The 16,995-nt window shown below is 53.0% G+C and carries 18 protein-coding genes; 10 read left to right on the top strand and 8 right to left on the bottom strand.

The genetic code is table 11. The annotated features are described in order from the left end of the window. Positions 1-23 precede the first annotated feature (23 nt). Together ACMHXI_RS09150 and ACMHXI_RS09145 are read left to right on the top strand one after the other, a co-directional pair. On the top strand, positions 24-380 hold the full coding sequence (locus tag ACMHXI_RS09150) for a hypothetical protein (protein ID WP_101054509.1): 357 nt from the start codon (positions 24-26) through the stop codon (positions 378-380). A gap of 125 nt (positions 381-505) precedes the next feature. Further along, entirely contained in the window at positions 506-733 is a 228-nt protein-coding gene (locus tag ACMHXI_RS09145; protein ID WP_101054512.1) for a DUF2986 domain-containing protein, read from the top strand. Between the two features lie 150 nt (positions 734-883). Here the strand turns inward: ACMHXI_RS09145 and ACMHXI_RS09140 are convergent, their stop codons facing one another. Beyond that, entirely contained in the window at positions 884-2,320 is a 1,437-nt protein-coding gene (locus ACMHXI_RS09140) for an MATE family efflux transporter (protein WP_226565088.1), read from the bottom strand. A 106-nt stretch (positions 2,321-2,426) separates the two neighbouring features. Further along, complete coding sequence (locus ACMHXI_RS09135; RefSeq protein WP_025011446.1) at positions 2,427-3,287, bottom strand: ion transporter; 861 nt, start codon at positions 3,285-3,287, stop codon at positions 2,427-2,429. Positions 3,288-3,538: 251 nt separating this feature from the next. On the opposite strand from ACMHXI_RS09135, the gene ACMHXI_RS09130 reads away from it, so the two are divergent. Beyond that, a complete protein-coding gene (locus ACMHXI_RS09130) occupies positions 3,539-4,042 on the top strand; it encodes a L,D-transpeptidase family protein (RefSeq protein WP_109248633.1) in 504 nt (167 codons plus the stop codon). 14 nt (positions 4,043-4,056) lie between these two features. Further along, positions 4,057-4,623 carry a VOC family protein gene (locus tag ACMHXI_RS09125; RefSeq protein WP_054745732.1) on the top strand — a complete coding sequence of 189 codons (567 nt, stop codon included), beginning with the start codon at positions 4,057-4,059 and terminating at the stop codon, positions 4,621-4,623. A gap of 17 nt (positions 4,624-4,640) precedes the next feature. Here ACMHXI_RS09125 and ACMHXI_RS09120 read toward each other — a convergent pair whose 3' ends face one another. The 4 genes from ACMHXI_RS09120 to ACMHXI_RS09105 all read right to left on the bottom strand — a co-directional run bounded on the left by ACMHXI_RS09120 (position 4,641) and on the right by ACMHXI_RS09105 (position 8,123). Further along, complete coding sequence (locus tag ACMHXI_RS09120) at positions 4,641-5,069, bottom strand: GGDEF domain-containing protein (protein ID WP_159353085.1); 429 nt, start codon at positions 5,067-5,069, stop codon at positions 4,641-4,643. Positions 5,070-5,078: 9 nt separating this feature from the next. Continuing rightward, the gene (locus ACMHXI_RS09115) at positions 5,079-6,041 is read right to left on the bottom strand and encodes an MASE1 domain-containing protein (RefSeq protein ID WP_117200786.1); all 963 of its coding nucleotides are present in this window, start codon (positions 6,039-6,041) and stop codon (positions 5,079-5,081) included. A gap of 151 nt (positions 6,042-6,192) precedes the next feature. Then, a complete protein-coding gene (locus ACMHXI_RS09110) occupies positions 6,193-7,035 on the bottom strand; it encodes a M23 family metallopeptidase (RefSeq protein WP_236574522.1) in 843 nt (280 codons plus the stop codon). 203 nt (positions 7,036-7,238) lie between these two features. Next, positions 7,239-8,123, bottom strand: coding sequence for a 6-carboxytetrahydropterin synthase (locus ACMHXI_RS09105; protein WP_109248636.1), 885 nt, complete (start codon positions 8,121-8,123; stop codon positions 7,239-7,241). A gap of 212 nt (positions 8,124-8,335) precedes the next feature. On the opposite strand from ACMHXI_RS09105, the gene ACMHXI_RS09100 reads away from it, so the two are divergent. After that, positions 8,336-9,685: a dihydroorotase gene (locus ACMHXI_RS09100; RefSeq protein WP_025889417.1), complete on the top strand. Its 1,350-nt coding sequence runs from the start codon at positions 8,336-8,338 to the stop codon at positions 9,683-9,685. 200 nt (positions 9,686-9,885) lie between these two features. Here ACMHXI_RS09100 and ACMHXI_RS09095 read toward each other — a convergent pair whose 3' ends face one another. Continuing rightward, positions 9,886-10,128 carry a hypothetical protein gene (locus tag ACMHXI_RS09095; protein WP_236574405.1) on the bottom strand — a complete coding sequence of 81 codons (243 nt, stop codon included), beginning with the start codon at positions 10,126-10,128 and terminating at the stop codon, positions 9,886-9,888. Between the two features lie 851 nt (positions 10,129-10,979). Here ACMHXI_RS09095 and ACMHXI_RS09090 point away from each other — a divergent pair. Continuing rightward, entirely contained in the window at positions 10,980-12,065 is a 1,086-nt protein-coding gene (locus ACMHXI_RS09090) for an AI-2E family transporter (RefSeq protein WP_028781669.1), read from the top strand. Positions 12,066-12,154: 89 nt separating this feature from the next. On the opposite strand, the gene ACMHXI_RS09085 is transcribed toward ACMHXI_RS09090, so the two are convergent. Beyond that, positions 12,155-13,462, bottom strand: a complete 1,308-nt coding sequence (locus ACMHXI_RS09085; protein WP_025889728.1) for an amino acid permease — start codon at positions 13,460-13,462, stop codon at positions 12,155-12,157. A 264-nt stretch (positions 13,463-13,726) separates the two neighbouring features. Between ACMHXI_RS09085 and ACMHXI_RS09080 the strand changes: the two genes are divergently transcribed. From ACMHXI_RS09080 to ACMHXI_RS09065, 4 genes are all read left to right on the top strand, one after another. Then, complete coding sequence (locus tag ACMHXI_RS09080) at positions 13,727-14,110, top strand: RidA family protein (protein ID WP_028781671.1); 384 nt, start codon at positions 13,727-13,729, stop codon at positions 14,108-14,110. Positions 14,111-14,133: 23 nt separating this feature from the next. After that, a complete protein-coding gene (locus ACMHXI_RS09075) occupies positions 14,134-15,408 on the top strand; it encodes a serine dehydratase subunit alpha family protein (RefSeq protein ID WP_025011454.1) in 1,275 nt (424 codons plus the stop codon). Positions 15,409-15,452: 44 nt separating this feature from the next. Then, positions 15,453-16,112 (top strand): transcriptional regulator, encoded by a 660-nt coding sequence (locus ACMHXI_RS09070; protein WP_109248637.1) that lies wholly within the window; start codon positions 15,453-15,455, stop codon positions 16,110-16,112. Positions 16,113-16,182: 70 nt separating this feature from the next. Beyond that, a complete protein-coding gene (locus ACMHXI_RS09065; RefSeq protein WP_109248638.1) occupies positions 16,183-16,911 on the top strand; it encodes a DUF4336 domain-containing protein in 729 nt (242 codons plus the stop codon). Positions 16,912-16,995: the final 84 nt, after the last annotated feature.

Genomic DNA, 16,995 nt, shown 5'->3' with positions numbered 1-16,995 from the left:
TTACTGCTTTAGGTGTATTTGAGATGGAACCCACAGGAATTATTCAGGAGATAGAAGAGCCGATTAGCCGCAGCAGGGTAAATCGTCAGTTGTTGTTGGCCACCAGCCTATCGGCACTGGTTGCTATGGCGTTATTGCTGTTTGGCGATCAATATGCTCACCTTTGGCAGGATCAAAGTGCACTGCAACTCAGTCTGTTTCGCCCTGGTTTTTTATTATTGATAGTCTCGGGGTTAATAGTAATCCCCACTAGTGTGATAGAGCTTATCAAGGCCGCCAAAACGCCGGATAGGCCACTGATGTTGGATATGGCGCTACTCAGTATAGGAGTCGCGGTTTCCATGAGCTATATCGGTGTCTTTATGACCCTGTTCCTCTAAGAAAATCCCTTTCGCCACAGTATCAAAACCTGCGACGAAGCAGGTTGAGCTTGTTGCCCGGCCGCGGGCAGGCTAAAATGCCAGCCCTTTGCCCATCCCAAGTGGGAAGTACCAGGAAATTTTGCATGAATAAGCGACAAAAACTGACCAAAAAACTGGCCAAGCGTGCCAAAGCCCGGGAAAACAAGAAAGAGATCCCCAATTCAGGTCCCGCCAAACAGGGTTACATATCCAAGGCTGAGCGCGCCAAAATCGCTGCCGCCGAGCAGGCAGAAAACAATACAGTTGAGCAGCCAGGTAACGGCGCAGCTGAAAACGCTACTGCCGCGACTTGCCAATCTGACGCCCAATAAAGCGTAGCCAAGTCCCTCCTCAGGAAATACTTCTTGCAAAGGGCTTGGGCCAATCACTACGAACCACACCTTGCACCCAGGCCTGTAAGTCGACGCCGACCACAGATAAGACTTGTTCGCCCCTTAGTAGTACCTGAGCAGTTCCCGCCATTAAGGCCTCTCCCGCTGGGGCGAGGTAGCCTGGGCACTGGCTATCGGCTCCAGTTCTTCAGTCATCTGCCCCATCTGGGTACAGGAAGACGACAATGGACTGCTGGAGGCCATGGAGAGTTCCTCCTCATCAAGCCTGTCGGCCTCAAGACCTTGCTGGCGGCCATTGGCGGCCACTCTGGCTACCAAGCGATAGGCGGTGATCACCGCCAATACACCAAAGAGCACTGAACCCAGTGCCTGACCAATCAAGACCCCATATACCCCACCTAGCTCGGCTCCCAGATAAACAAATGGCAGCGTCCCGATAGTGGCCTTGCCCACATTGAAGGCGGTTGAATACTTGGCTTTACCCAGATTGTTGAATGAGGCGTTGGCTACAAACAGCGCGCCGTTGAACAGGAAAAACAGCGCCATATACTGACAGAAGAAACGTACCAGCTCGGCAGAATCCCCGCGCATGTCGAATGCCAATACCAAAGGTTCGCGCAGCAGCCACAGCAACAATGACATCCCAAGCACATAGGCGATACAGAATTGCAGCGCCCTTGTCAGGCATTCGCTGAGCCTGTCATAGGCCCTGGCGCCATAATTCTGCCCTATGATGGGCCCTATGGCGCCGGAAAGCGCAAAGATCATTCCAAAGGCCACAGGGGTCAAACGCCCAACGACGGCCCAGCCGGCAACGAAGCTGTCACCAAAGTCGGCAATCGCCCGGGTCACTACCGCATTGCCTATGGGGGTGGCCACATTAGTCAGCATGGCTGGCCCTGCGATGGCAAAAATAGCGCGCAGATCGCCGCGAAAGCTCGCTAGTTCGAAACGGCTCCAAAGGCCGTGTTTGATAAACACACCTCTGGCCGCGATCAGCAGCACACTGAGGCGCGCCAATACCGAGGCGGTAGCCGCGCCTTCTATGCCCATGGCAAACAGGAAAATAAAAATGGGGTCAAATACTGCATTGACCGCGCCGCCCGCCAGGGTCGATAGCATGGAGAGCCGGGCATCACCCACGGCGCGCAGGGCGCTGCCAAGCGCCATCGCCAAACAGATGACCGGCAAGGAAGGCACCAGAATATACAGATAATCGGCGGCCAGCTCGGCGGTATGTCCCCTGGCACCCACCAGCGCCAGCAGTTCAGGGATCAGAGCCGTCACCACTATCGCCATCAGACTGGATACCAGCAGAGTTACCATGGCGGCATTCAGCAGCAAGCGCTTGGCCCCTTCTGTGTCTCTGGCACCTACGGCGCGGGACACCAGTGCCCCCAGCGCAATCGACAGGCCGATACCTATGGAAGTGGTAAAGAAAGAGATAGTACCGGCATAGCCCACGGCCGCCGCCAATTCCAGCTCTCCCAGCATGCTGAGGAAGAAAATATCCAGCAGATCCACCACAAACAGTGCCGAGATCCCAACGGCCGCAGTAGAGCTCATCACCAAAATGTGGCGCAGTATATTGCCTTCAACAAACTTAGCCTGAGTGACGGCTTGAGTGGCTGTTTGAGTGACTGCCTTAGCAGATGATTGGTTGTTTGACACCCTAGTCCTTGTTTTCTTCCGGAGGTGGCTCCAGTTCACTGCCACAACGGTTACAGTAGAGAGCATGGTGATCATGCCCGGTTTTCAAGCAGTTGGCGCAGCGGCGCAGATCGCGGCTACGGCCCATCTCCTGGGAGATTTCAGCGGTGAGGATCCCCGTGGGAATGGCGATTATCGAATAACCCAAGAGCATGGTAAACGCCGCTATGGCCTGGCCGAGTTCTGTCTTGGGAGTGATATCACCGTACCCTACTGTGGTAATGGTCACTATGGTCCAATAGACAGACTTGGGGATCGAGCTGAAGCCGTTGTCCGGGCCTTCGACCACATACATGATGGCGCTGAGCACCATAATGATAAGACTCACAGAGAAAAAGAAGATAAACACCTTGCGACTCGACTGCAGCATCGCCTTGAGCAGGAGGTTCCCTTCACTCAAGTATCTGAGCAGCTTGAGTACCCGAAAAATTCTGAACAACCTCAGAATACGGATCACCAGGGTAAAATTGGCCCCGGGGAAGAACAGCGCCAGATAACTGGGCAGGATACTGAGCAGATCCACTACGCCGTAAAAACTGCGGGCATAACTCAAGCGATTGCTGGAACAATAGAGCCGCAGCAGATATTCCAGAGTGAACACCAAGGTAAAGGCCCATTCCAGTGCCAGGATGATATGTCCGAAACGGGCATGGATATCGGCCACTGTATCGAGAAAAACCAAGGCAACACTGAGAATAATGCAGATGATCAAGCTGATATCAAACCAGCGGCCGGCGGGCGTTTCTGTACCAAAGATGATGATCCTGAGCTTACGCTTGAGTTCCGGCTCCGGCGGCGTATCTGTCATCTTATGTTGATTCATGCGCTAAGCTTTCCTTACTTTCCAACCAAACGGCACCTCAATCTTTACCCTTTCGAGTCTCACGCATTCGAGTTCGTGGCGCCGCGCCTAAAAGGCAGGGGCGTAAGTCTGCCATGCATTGGCGTGAGTGCCAAATATTCTCTGGCTGACGCTCCGCGACTCTCGGCAACAATCTTGTTCAAGGGCTTCAAGAGGGCCCCCTTTTTCAGTTATTATCCCGTCAAAATAACCATAATCAGAGCCAAGTGGTCATGGGCCCATCGTTTCGTCATATAGTTTATGCAATATTTCTGCTGGCGTTTGCCCAGTTGTACAGCCCCTTTGCCTCGGCACAGGTGGATTTGGTGCTGGTCAACAAGTCAGATTCACGTCTGAGCCTGATTAAGGCCGGTAAGGTCATCAAGGAATATCGCATCGCCATGGGGGATATGCCCAAGGGCCACAAATATCAGGAAGGCGATCAACGTACCCCAGAGGGCCGCTATCTGCTGGACTACAAAAAGGCCAACAGCGCCTTTTACCGCGCGATTCACATCTCCTACCCCAATGACGAAGACAGACTCAGAGCCAAGGCGCTTGGGGTCAGCCCAGGCGGCCAAATCATGATCCACGGCCAAAATCCCCGCTCTGGGTTAACTCCGGAAGAGGCGCAGCAGTTTAACTGGACCAACGGCTGTATCGCCCTCACCAATAAAGAGATGGATGAACTCTGGCAGTTGATTGAGCCGGGCACGCCAATAGAAATTTGGCCCTGAAACAGGAATCAGATATGCAAAACCTTCAATCTCTGTCGCAGTTGTTGGCAGACTGGCAAGCCTTTGCCGACAAAATCATGCCCCTGATTGAGCGCCTGGGACTCGAGCGTTTAGGCGAGTGCGATCACGCCGCGCTGCGGGTCAACTCTGTTGCCGCGGCAGAAAAGCTCAAGGCCGAGTTTGCCCAATGTGGTGAAATTATCTCGGAAAATATCATCAACGGCCGCCCTATCCTGATCATACGGCTGCAACAGCCACTGCAACTGGGTCAATGGCAAATTCCCTGTGTCGAGCTGCCCTTCCCCGGCGATAAACACTATCCCGAAGAGGGATGGGAACATCTAGAGCTGGTTTTGCCTGGTGGCGCCCAAAGCTGCGATGAACTGGCTGAGCAACTGCGTACTCTTTGCCCCCGGACCCAAGCCACACTCGATGGCGACACGGATATTAAACTCAAGGCCAGCAGCCCCAAAGGCGAAGCCGAACGCCTGGCCAACCCGACGTTGGCGTTCAAGGCCGGCGGTGTCTGCGTCAAGGTGCACCCTCACAGCATTCAGGCCATCATCGCCAGTGAGCAGTAAGCGGCTCTGATGCCGCTTTACCCTTGAACGACCCGGTTGCGCCCTTCGGCCTTGGCAACATAAAGAAAATGATCGGCTTTATCCTGCAGATCTTTACCCGAGCGGCAACCAGCGGGGCCGGACACCAGGCCGACGCTGATACTGAGGCGGATAGGTTGGCCGCTCTCATCATGGAAATCTTCATCGGCCACTCTGGCCCGCAGCCGCTCCATCAGATGAACAGCCTGAGCCGGCGCGCAGTTTGGCAGCAAGATAGCAAACTCCTCACCACCAATTCTGGCAATGGCATCCGATTGGCGACACTGGGCCTGCATCAAGCCGGCCAGTTGCTTCAATACTTTGTCGCCGGTGGCATGACCAAAGCTGTCGTTGATTAACTTGAAATGATCCAGATCCAAAAGCGCCAGGCTGTAGTCTTCACGATTGAGCCTGGCCTGCTTATCCACCAGCTCCAATTACGGCTCGAATCCACGGCGATTGAGTAACCCTGTCAGCGGATCGCGAAAGGCCACCTGTTGCCAGGCTTCCCTGTGCTGCTCGGATAGGCGCAACTGGCGATTTTGCAGGGCAATCCCCAGTAAGACCAGCGCATTGGCAAAACAAAACGCGGCCAGTTCCGCCGTTTCTGCCGAATACAATCCGGCATCGAAGGGCCCCAGCCCCTTGGCGCTGCCACAGATAACGACAATGAAGGCACTACTGCTGAGGCTGCAAGTCAGCAGGAAACTGCCCTCAAATGCCTGCATCACCAACACAGGCAACAGCAGATACAAGACCCAGGGTTGATTGCCAAATGCCAGAGTGAAAATGAGTACTAAAGCCAGGATCGACAACAAAGATGCCCGGATTTGCCGTTGGCTGATAAAAAACCGCTCAGACCACCCCAGATACACCTGATAAACCAAGACTATCCCCAGGGCGTCAGCCAAAAACAGCATCACCGCCATAGTTGGCCAGTAACTCTTGTCGATATAACCGCCCCAAACAAGATTTGCCGCCAGCAGGATACTGGACAACGCCACAGGAATAACGCAAGCGTAGATCCCAAAACCCAGTAACTCCCTGGCTCTTTGCAACCCCATGGGCAGGGCCCAACGCAGCATTCTGGCGGCCAAAAGTGGCATCAGGGCATCAATTGCGGCGGAGACCCAGGTGTGCAGCAAGGTTTGGCTCAGATGACCGTTATTGAGCCCGGGAAGATTGGCCAGAAAGGAGGCGAGAAACAAAGGGACTATGGCGACGGCACCAAAACGCAAGCACAGAATAAGCCCTATCCCCGAAGGTAACCATAGAAGGGTTATATTGCTCGGCTGCAATACCAGAGTGGCCATGCCCAGTCGGCCGCTGAGATAACAGACCAAACCTCCGAGCAAAAGCAGCAGCCATTCGTCGCGCCCCCAACGTCTCAAATCAGTCACTTATTCTTCCGGCTATATTCATAGAATGAGTATAGCCAACCCCTTCTAAGCCTGTGGCTGACAAAGAAAAAAACAACGCCGCTAGGGGTTAAGTCCGGCGGCGTATGACATCGAGTGTGAGTCAGTCCAATGAGTCAGTCAAAGTAAAGCGCTACTTTTTCGCGTCACTCTTGGCTTGCTGCAATACCTGACTCATTGGCGGCACTAAAGTGGTAGGATCCAGACGCATCTGATACCAGTTGACCCGCCAATCCAGATGTGGCCCTGTGGCTCGTCCGGTCGCCCCCACTTCGGCCACCGCCTGTCCCTGTTTCACCTCATCACCCTCTTTGACATAGAGCTTGCTTAAATGCAAAAAGCTGGAGCTGACGCCATAGCCGTGATCGATAATCATGGTGCCGCCGGAATAGAACATGTCCGGTACCGACAGGCTGATAACGCCATCGGCCGGCGCCACCACCACAGTGCCGGTTTTTGCAGCAACATCCACACCATAATGCGGTGTGCCGGGCTTACCGTTGTAGACCCTTTGGCTGCCATAAACCCCTGAAATTCGCCCGGTCAGCGGCCAGATAAAATCGTCGGCAAACGCCTGCCGGGTACTGAAATGACTGCGGGCCGTCTTGACCTGGGCGCTGTCCTTGGCGGCGCGCTCCAGGGCCTTGGGATCCGGCTTCATGATTTTCTTGCTGATCCCCTCAACATACTGAATACGATAATCCCGCTTGTCGAGTTTGAGGTTACGGCTCTCACTACTGCCATCCGGGTAACTGAGTGTCAGCGTCTGCTCGAGCGCGGCCTCACGCTCAAAACCAAAGGCAAACCGGCCATCCGGCGTCAAGGTGATGCTCTCGCCATTGAGCTGTACCTCAGTACCCGGCTCTGTTCTGGCTCTGATCAGGGCCCCCTGCTCAAACTTGCCCTGAAACTGCACCCGTGATGACTCGGGTTTGATGTTAGGCTGGGGCTCTGACTTGGATTCGGCCTGCAGCATAGGACTCACAACCAAAGTGCCCAGCAGCATCAGTGGCAGCGCCTTAAAAGATGGGATTGGCATCTTGCTGTTATTGAACTTCACTCTTGCTCCTCTTTATCTTTACGCCCCATAGACCCCAAGGTGCGGTCTATTTGTGGATGCCTTTAGATTGCTTTTAGGTTGGCTTTATTCTTGGTCCGGCTCAGGCCAGGCAGTATCTATCAGTCGCCCTGATGCTGCGCCGATGCGATGGCGCCCTTGCCTATGCCCTCGAAGGCGACCACTTTAAAATGTTTGCCCGGCTCAAAGCCCGCCATGCTGTCGGCCATAAAATGAGCCAGCAGTTCGACCGTGGTGTCATGGGGGATCAAATCACAGCAGTCTCTTGGCATCGCCAACTGGAAATACCCCTGCGGCGCCTGGTATCTGAAGCCAATATGGCTCTTGTCATCTATCTTGGTTTGGGGTGACAGCTCAAGCTCGCTGACACCAACCACATCTTCTTCACTGCCAAGGTAGATATCTTTCCAACGTTTGGCCCAGTATTCATCCCATTTGGGCGCGGCGATACCATCGGCAAACACATTGACAGGACTGCGGTGACCGTGAGCGATACGCTGGCAGTTACCGTCGTGCTTACGCAAGCCGTGACTGTAATGGTAATAGGGCGTTTCCAGCACCTCGTTGCGAAGTGTCAGGCTGATACCCTTAACATTGTCCGGCAAGGCATCTGTCAACGCCTTGTGCAAAAACTGGTTAACGCTGTCAAAATCGATAATCTCGCTGGGGATAAGGGCGAAAGCCTGCGCCGGGCAAGCCAGGTGAATGCTGCCGCGCAGACTATGGAAGTCCATCCACACCTTGTCGCCCTGCTGTTGCCAGCGTACCTGGCTACAGGCGGTGGGCACCAATAAACGGTGATCGGCCACCTCATCTATGGTTTGCTTGATGGTGCGCTTGACCTTGGAAAAGTCGAGCAACATGTTTTGCTCATCCAGGCCACCGTCGAGCAGCACATCGACTATCCAACTTTCGCCTACCATGCCGCGAAACGGGCACAGGTAAGAAAAATCAACCACAGTTAAATCTTTGACAAATAATTGCATTCTCGCTCCCAGGCAGATAAACAGTCCACCCATGTGTTATCGGCCGGCCGATATTGGCACCGATTGAACCGATACCGGCCAGGGTATCGGCACTTGACGTATCTTTCGCAAAAAGTCTGTGATCTTGTCCAAAAGCTCCACAGCTTTTTGCTTGAGTTTCCGGTATTATACGCAAGTCACTGCCAATATTAATAACGCTAATCAGGTATCCTATGAAAACCCTCATCTGCAACGCCCAATTGGTTAATGAAGGAACAATCCGTACTCAGGATCTGCTGATCGACAACGGCCGCATCAGCCAGATTGCCTCCCAGATCACGGCTCCGGCAGGGGCTCAGGTCATAGATGCTCAGGGTAAACACCTGCTGCCGGGGATGATCGACGATCAGGTGCATTTCCGCGAGCCGGGTTTCCCCAATAAGGGCACCATCGCCAGTGAATCCCGCGCCGCCGTGGCCGGGGGTATCACAAGCTTTATGGAAATGCCCAATGTAAACCCGCAAACCACCAATCTGCAGGCGCTGGAAGACAAGTATACCCGCGCGTCTCAAAGTTCATTGGCCAACTTTGCTTTCTATCTCGGCGCCACCAACGATAACCTGGAAGAGATTAAACGTCTCGATCCCAACCAGGCCTGTGGTGTAAAAATCTTTATGGGCGCCTCTACCGGCAATATGTTGGTGGATAACAGTGCTACTCTGGACGGCATCTTCGCCAACTCTCCTGTGGTCATTGCCACTCACTGTGAAGACAGCCCCACCATAGCCGCCAATGAAGCCGCCATGCGTGAAAAATACGGCGATGCCATACCTATGGAGCTGCACGGCGAAATCCGCTCCCGTGAAGCCTGCCTCAAGTCATCTCAACTGGCGACCGAACTGGCCATCCGTCACAAGGCACGCCTGCATGTACTGCATTTAACCACCGCCGACGAGCTCTATCTGTTTGAGCCGGCCAAGCAACTGGCACAACTCAAGGGTGCCAACATTACCGCCGAAGTCTGTGTACACCATCTTTCGTTCAACGACAGTGACTACGCCCGCCTCGGCAGCCAGATAAAGTGTAACCCGGCCATCAAGACCCTTGCCGATCAACAGGCACTGATAGATGCCGTCAATCGCGACATCATTGACATTATCGCCACAGATCACGCGCCGCACACCTGGGAAGAGAAGCAAGCCGACAGCTATTTCAAGGCGCCGTCCGGTTTGCCGCTGGTGCAACATGCACTGCTCGGCCTGCTGGATCTGCATGCCAAGGGGCACTTCAGTTTGGAAAAAATCGTCCAAAAGACCAGCCATGCGGTGGCCGAGCGCTTTGAACTCAAAGACAGGGGCTATCTGCGCGAAGGTTATCTGGCGGATCTGGTACTGGTGGATCTCAACAAGCCCTTCGAGGCCACGCTGGAAAACACCCGTTATCACTGCGGTTGGTCGCCCTTTACCGGCCACAAGTTTGCCGCCTCTATCAGTGGTACCTGGGTCAATGGTAACCAACTGTTTGACGGCAGTCGCTTTATCGACAATACCCTGGGCCAACGCCTCACTTTTAGTCGCACTTAATCGCAGTTAATCGCTGATAAACCAAGGGCTCCGCGAAAGGAGCCCTTTTTACATAGACACAAGTATGCGTGATGCTGGTCAATATCTTGTTTATTTCAAGTCAGGGCATAATGAATTCGGTAAACTGAAGCTATGTCAGATTGCAATCTTCTCCGGGATTTAAGGCCTTAACATAGCAAGCCCATGATTTTTATTATTTTCTAATATAATCGAACATGCTGGGCAACCTTATTTCTAAGTAAGGTCACAAGAGCGGGATCCATCCGCTGGTAATTGTCAGGAATATCCAGACACACAAGCTTCTTGCCTTTCAGAAGCTCCTTAAACTTCTTTGCGACCTTAATCTTGTGAGACTTTTCCATGACAAAGATAAAGTCAGCCCATTGAATAAGATCGCCACTTACTACAGTTTCGGCATTAGGGAAGGTGCGAACAAGTCCCATGCGTGCTCTGCGTCGGCTTACGGGCCTGGATGCAAGGCGTGGTTCGCAGCAAATGGCCCTAGTCCTTTGTAAGAAGCACAACACAGCAGGCAGGTCTGTAAGCCACGCCCTTCGGGGCTTTCACAGCAACCGGCTCTCTGCGTTATCCGACTTCGACAGGCCCCGGCATGCCTTCAGTCAGATGCCTTGAACGCCAATTGCTGTGTAAGCCAGAGTGCCGCGAGGACTTATTCACACCTTCCTTTGTACCGGCTCCAATCGCGTAAATCCCCTCAAATGCCGAGAAAACCTCTTCTCCGGTAGGGCTTCGCAAGCGATTCTCACTGCATACAAAAAGTAGATTCATGGTTAATTTATTTTCTCAGTCTGCATACCAGTTAACAGCGGCTTATGCTCTAAACATAGCCTTACATCTGCTCATATCTGCTATAGGTTTATTGCTAACGGGATAAACGCTCGTTTCCTAATTTCAATGAGTTAGCCAATAAAAAACGGTTCTAAAAGTCTATTCCGCCAGTTATGCGGCAATGCGACTAAAAACCTAAGTTTAACAAGCATTTTTCCCCAGTATCCGCCCCCTAAGGCTCCGTCGGTAACGCATAGCACACAAAACCAGCGCCAATCCCCCTTATCAACCAAGCTGTGCTTCTCTTGCCCCGTCGCTCCGTGGTTTAATAACTTCCGCTATAACCGAGTCTGGGTCGCCCGGACAGGCAGGGGAAGGTACAAGCAAGTCCCGGATATGCTTGGCTTAAAAGCCGGAGTCCTTGGCAACAGACCGATGAGTCTATAAACCATGCCCTTCCCTGCAGATGGCAAATTCAACACACTCTTGATTAAAAGGAATTCCCGTGTCCGTACGTTTTCGGGTTGAACCCCGCCATTGGTTGATCCTCGCCGCGTTGGCCATTGCTGCCTACGCCTGTTATCTATTGGTCGCTCCCTATCTGGGGGCAATACTGCTGGGATTTATCGTCTCCTTGCTGTTTTTGCCTGTGCACAAGCGCATAGAGGCGAAACTCCCCAAACATCCCAACCTGAGTGCATTGCTTTCCTGCATCTTGCTGACAGTAATCATCTTGATCCCCTTGCTATTCATGCTGATTTCCGTGATTGAACAGGGCGTCAGCTCTGCCACCCATGCCTATCAATGGCTGACCCATGGTGGTGCCAAGGAGCTGCTGGAACATCCTTGGGTACAGTCAGCACTGGCGCTGGCCAATAAATGGCTGCCGTTTGACAGCATAGAGCCGCAGGAGATATTGCAAAAAGCCACCGCAGCGCTTACGGAGCTCAGCACCCGTCTGGTTGGTTTGAGCACGGCATTGCTCGGCAACATCACAGGTTTCTTTGTCAATTTCTCCCTGATGCTGTTCGTACTGTTTTTCTTCCTCAGGGACAACGAACAGATTATTGCCAGTCTCAGACACGTTATCCCCCTGTCCCGCAGCCAGGAAGACAAAATTCTCGATGAGGTGGAAAAAGTCGCCAAGTCGGCGGTACTCGGCTCATTCCTGACCGCCTTGGCACAGGGTTTTGCCGGTGGTATTGCCATGGCCATAGTCGGCCTGCCGGGATTGTTCCTCGGCTCCATGATGGCATTCGCCTCTTTTATTCCTGTGGTGGGTACCGCACTTATCTGGGTGCCGGCGGCGCTCTATCTGGCATTGACCGGAGACTGGGGCTGGGGGCTGTTCCTTTGCGCCTGGGGCATATTGGTGGTTGGCTCCATTGACAACTTCCTGAGGCCGATTCTGATGCAGGGATCTGCCGGAATGAGCACCCTGTTAATTTTCTTCTCTTTGCTGGGTGGCTTGCAGCTATTTGGTCTCATCGGCTTGATTTACGGCCCGATCATCTTTGCCGTTACCTTGGTGCTGTTCCGTCTCTATGAAGAGGAGTTTCATGAGTTTTTGCAGCAGCAGGACCAAGCCTGAGTCTGCCGCCTGAAGCTTAAAAAGCCCCGCATTTGCGGGGCTCTTTAAGATTGATTTTAAGACTGCGTTCTTAAAGCCAATTGCATCTATCAACTGAATGCCAGGAAGGGCGAGATACACAGCAAGATACCAGTGGCGATAATCACATACAGGCCAACGCCCTTGTATTTGTGCAGCGAAGGTACCCGGTAAACCAAATAGGCCGGAATCAGACAACCCACCAAACCGAATACCGGGCTGCAGATGGAGGTGAAACTCAGCACAGGGGCATTCAGCACAATCGCGCCCCAGGACAGCAGTATGGTGAATACCATAATGCCGTACCCCACCAGCTTGGCGTTGATCTTCTCCTTGGGCATAACCCGCTGCAGTAGGTTCATGGTGATCCCCTGGCACGCCTCCCGAAAACCCAGATACACCCCGAAGTAAGCCGTCATCACGGCAAAGATGTTCAGCGTCAGGCTCAGGAGTTTCAGCGTCTGGCCAGGCATACCTTGAGCCACCATGGCCAAGGCAGAGATATTTTCCTGCTCGGCCCTCACAGCTTGCTCATGGCCCATCGCCAGAGTGAAAGAAACGGCGTAGAAGAACACGGTAACAAACAGCACACCAAAGGCAATATTCATGGCTCGCATCGCCTTGAAGCGCGCCACTTCAATCGACTTCTCCCGCGAACGATAAGAGATCACCATGGGGCTTAGACTCTGGATAAACAGAATGGAAGTCAAGGTAAAGGGCAGCATCACCACGGCATCACGGATCCAATGAGTCGTAGTGGGCACTGCACCGACATTATTGATATCCCACTTGTCGACCATCATTAAGCCGAGCAGCGCCACCACACCCAACTTGGTGAGCACCATAAGGGTAGAAATTTTAAATAACAGGTTTTCGCCGCGGGAGGCCAATGCGACCAGAAGACAAATAAGCCCCAGACCATAGAAGGGGTTTTCCGACAGCAGGCTCTTGGTGGCTCCAAAGCTTTGCAGGAAAGAGGCACTGTCATTGGTGATCGCCGTCGAGTAGACAAACACCCAGATGACCAACATGACAAAGTAGAGTGCGCCGAGAAATATGCCCCAGTTTTTCCCCAGATAGCCACTGATCACACTGGGATAATCCTGACATTCGCGGGACTCGGCCAGGGTATTGATAAACAACTTCTGAAACATGTACATGGCCGGATAACCCACCACGGCAGACAAAAGAAACACCCATAATCCCATTAACCCCACCTGCACAGGCAAAAATACTATGCCCGCGCCTATGGCCATGCCGATGGACATGATGATCCAGCCCCAGTCAGTACTGTCGAATCGGGTCGCTTCCTTCCAGGCCTGCGTGTCTTCCCGAGTAATTGTTGCGCCCCACTCTGATGTCAAAGTGTCAGTTTTCATATAACAACCTTAGTTATTGTTGGATACCCAACATGTTATTTTTTGCAAATATATTTGAACCAACTGACAGCAGCAACCAGATTTTTGCAACTTTTGCTGATGCCGAGAATTTAACCACAAAACCGCCAACTTATAAGATCACCGTCACACTAAAAGCAATTACAGCCCACCTTTTTATAAAATAAATTTGCAAGAAGAAGCCTATTTGCAAATAATTGTGCAGACAAAATCGCTTGTTACTCAAATATATTTGCAAGGAATATCATGAAAAAGACTATCAATGCAGACAAAGCCCCCGCAGCCATAGGCCCCTATTCTCATGCAGCCGCTTATGGTGAGCTGCTTTTCACCTCAGGCCAGCTGCCAGTCTGCCGTGAACAAGGTGCTTTGGTCGAAGGTGGGATCAGTGAACAGTCCCGCCAATCGCTTTTGAATCTGCAATATGTGCTTGAAGCCGCCAACAGTGGCCTGCAAAACGTGCTCAAAACCACCTGTTATCTATCCGACATCAATGACTTTGCCGCCTTCAACGAAGTCTACAAGACCTTCTTCAAGCAAGACTGCCCTGCCCGCAGCTGTTTTGCGGTGAAAGATCTGCCCATGGGCGCCTTGGTGGAAGTCGAAGCCATTGCCCATATCAATCCTTAAACCAGACTCGGTGGAACCTAGTGATGAAACCACAGTGGCAACAATATATAGATATCCTTAATCAAGTTGTGCGTCCCGCGCTGGGCTGCACCGAGCCTATCGCGGCGGCTTATGCCGCGGCCGTTGCAGCCGAAACCTTGGGCGCCAAGCCTTTGAGCCTGGAAGTTCAGGTTTCGGACAACCTCTACAAAAACTCCATGGGAGTATTTGTTCCCGGCACAGGCAAGATAGGCCTGGCCATTGCCGCAGCGGCAGGAGCCCTTGGGGGCGATGCCGATGCAGGCCTTGAAGTGCTGGCGAATATCAACCCGGCACAAGTGGCCAAGGCCCAGGCGCTTATTGACGCAGGTAAGGTCAAGGTATGCCGCATTCAGGCCGACGAGTTTATTTACTGCGCTGTGACAGCTGCCAACGACAAGCACCAGGCCAAAATCGTTATCAGTGGCAGCCATACCCGAATTGCCGAGAAATGGCTCGACGGCCAACTATTGTATCGGGCAGAAGCCTCTGCCAAGGGCAGTACCGCTTCGGTATGCGACGGGGTCGATATCAGCATCGCCTCAATATATGAGTTTGCCACCGGGATAGATGTTAACCGGATCAGATTTATTCTGGCGGCATCGGATCTGAATTCCCGTTTGTCCGACGAAGGCATGAATTCGGCCTATGGCCTGGAGGTGGGCAGAACGCTGAAGAAAAACATAGATACCGGCTTGCTGAGTGATGACCTGCTCAACTCCATAGTCATGTATACGGCCGCGGCTTCTGATGCCCGCATGGGTGGCGCCACCCTGCCGGCCATGAGCAATTTTGGCAGTGGCAACCAGGGGATAGCCGCCACTGTGCCTGTGGTTGTAACGGCCAAGAAGTTCAACTGCAGTGAAGAGCAGCTGGCCCGGGCACTCATCATGAGCCACTTGGGCGCGATTTATATCAAGTCCCACTATCCGCCACTGTCAGCCTTTTGCGGCAATACAGTAACCAGTGCCGCCGCTGCCATGGCCATGGTTTATCTCGCCGGAGGCAGTTTTGAGCAAGGTTGCTACGCCATTCAGAACGTTATCAGTGACAGTGCCGGCATGGTTTGTGACGGCGCCAAAGCCTCCTGCGCCATGAAGGTCAGTACCTCATCAAGCACGGCTGTCAGGGCGTTTTTGATGGCACTCAATCAGCATGCCGTATCGACTCAGGGCATAGTCGCTGCCGATGTCGAACAAACAATCAAGAATCTGGGGCAGATGATCTGTGATGGAATGGTGTCGACCGACAGTACCATTATCAGTATTATGTCTGCCTAATCTCCGACGCCCGGCAATTGCCGGGCCATCGCAAGAGGATAGCTGTGAAACTTCATAAGTTGACCCCCAAAGATATGGACATACTCAACGCCATGGGAAATGTGGTCGATGGTATAGCCACCATGTATGGGCAACACACAGAAGTGGTTTTGCACAGTCTGGACCGAGACCACCCTTCAATAATCAAAATAGCCAATGGCCATGTCACCGGCCGCAGTGTCGGCGCTCCCATTACCAATCTGGCATTGGAAAAGCTCAAGAGCGGCCACGATATTTCCGAGGCCTATCTCAGCCAGAGCAGCAACGGCAAGACCTTGAAATCCATCACTACGGTTATTCGCAACGAAAAGCAGATGGCCATAGGCCTTTTGTGTATCAACACGGATATGGATGCGCCCTTGATGTCTGTACTGCGCTCCATGCTGCCGCAGCAATGTCCGCTCACAGAGAGCAATGGCACATCGGAAGTCTTTGCCCGTAATATCGAAGAGGCGCTGCACAGCACCATAGACAAGGTCAACCAGGAAGTACGCCACAGTGAACTGATCCCGCCATCGAAAAAGAGCCGTGAAATAGTGACTCGCCTCTTCGATGCCGGTATTTTTGAGCTCAAGGACAGTGCCCAGGTGGCCGCCAAGCGCCTGGATATTTCTGTGCACACCATTTACCGCTACCTGAGGGAATTAAAAGCCCCACAGGAGTAACATTGACAATGGGCGGGATCATCGGCGTTAGATGACAATGCCATGGAAGAAGTGAGACCAAGGAGCCGGAATGCCAAATCACAGACTCATACCCTTCGGTGATAACATCTGGATAGTTGCAGGCAAGACAGTGCCTTTCTTTGGCCTGCCTTACAGTACCCGGATGACAGTGGTCAGGCTTGATGATGGCACGCTTTGGCTCCACTCCCCCATAGAGCTAAGCCGCGAACTGCTCGAGGAGGTCAAGGCCCTCGGTGAAGTCGGCTATCTGCTGGCGCCCAACTCATTGCACCATCTGTTTGTCAAAGACTGGCAGCAAGCCTTTCCCAACGCCCTAAGCTACGCGACCGAAGAACTGGCAAAAAAACGCAGCGATCTGCATTTCGACCAACTGCTGCTCAGCGAATTGGCAGACTCGCAACACAATGCCCCTTGGCTTGACGAGCTGGACTTCTGCCTGTTTCAGGGCAGCCCTGTGATGCAGGAGGCTGTATTCTTTCATCGCCGCAGCCGCACACTGATCCTGACCGATTTGATTGAGAACTTTCAGCCCGAGTGCTTCAAAGCCTGGCAAAGACCGCTGGCACGCATCAGCGGCATACTGGCCCCCAACGGCAAGACGCCGCTGGATTGGCGCCTGAGCTTCAGCTTTGGCAAGCCTCAGGCCCGAAAGGCCCTGGCGACTATACTTGGCTGGCGAGCGGAGAAACTCATCATAGCCCACGGTGAATGTCAGTCCCGGGATGCCGACCGCTTTATCCGCCGTTCATTCTCCTGGCTTGGGAACCTTGACCACTGACAGGCACTGCAGCATAAACCAGCAAGACTGCTGACTTCGCTGCTTACCCAAAGACAGATACAAAAAGACAGGCACAAAAAAGCC

The organism is Shewanella sp. BJSY2023SW005, from assembly GCF_047314585.1.
In the GTDB taxonomy this organism is placed as follows: domain Bacteria; phylum Pseudomonadota; class Gammaproteobacteria; order Enterobacterales; family Shewanellaceae; genus Shewanella; species Shewanella algae.
The sequence above is the reverse complement of the archived record's forward strand: the minus strand, read 5'-3'. Positions and strand labels throughout refer to the sequence as shown.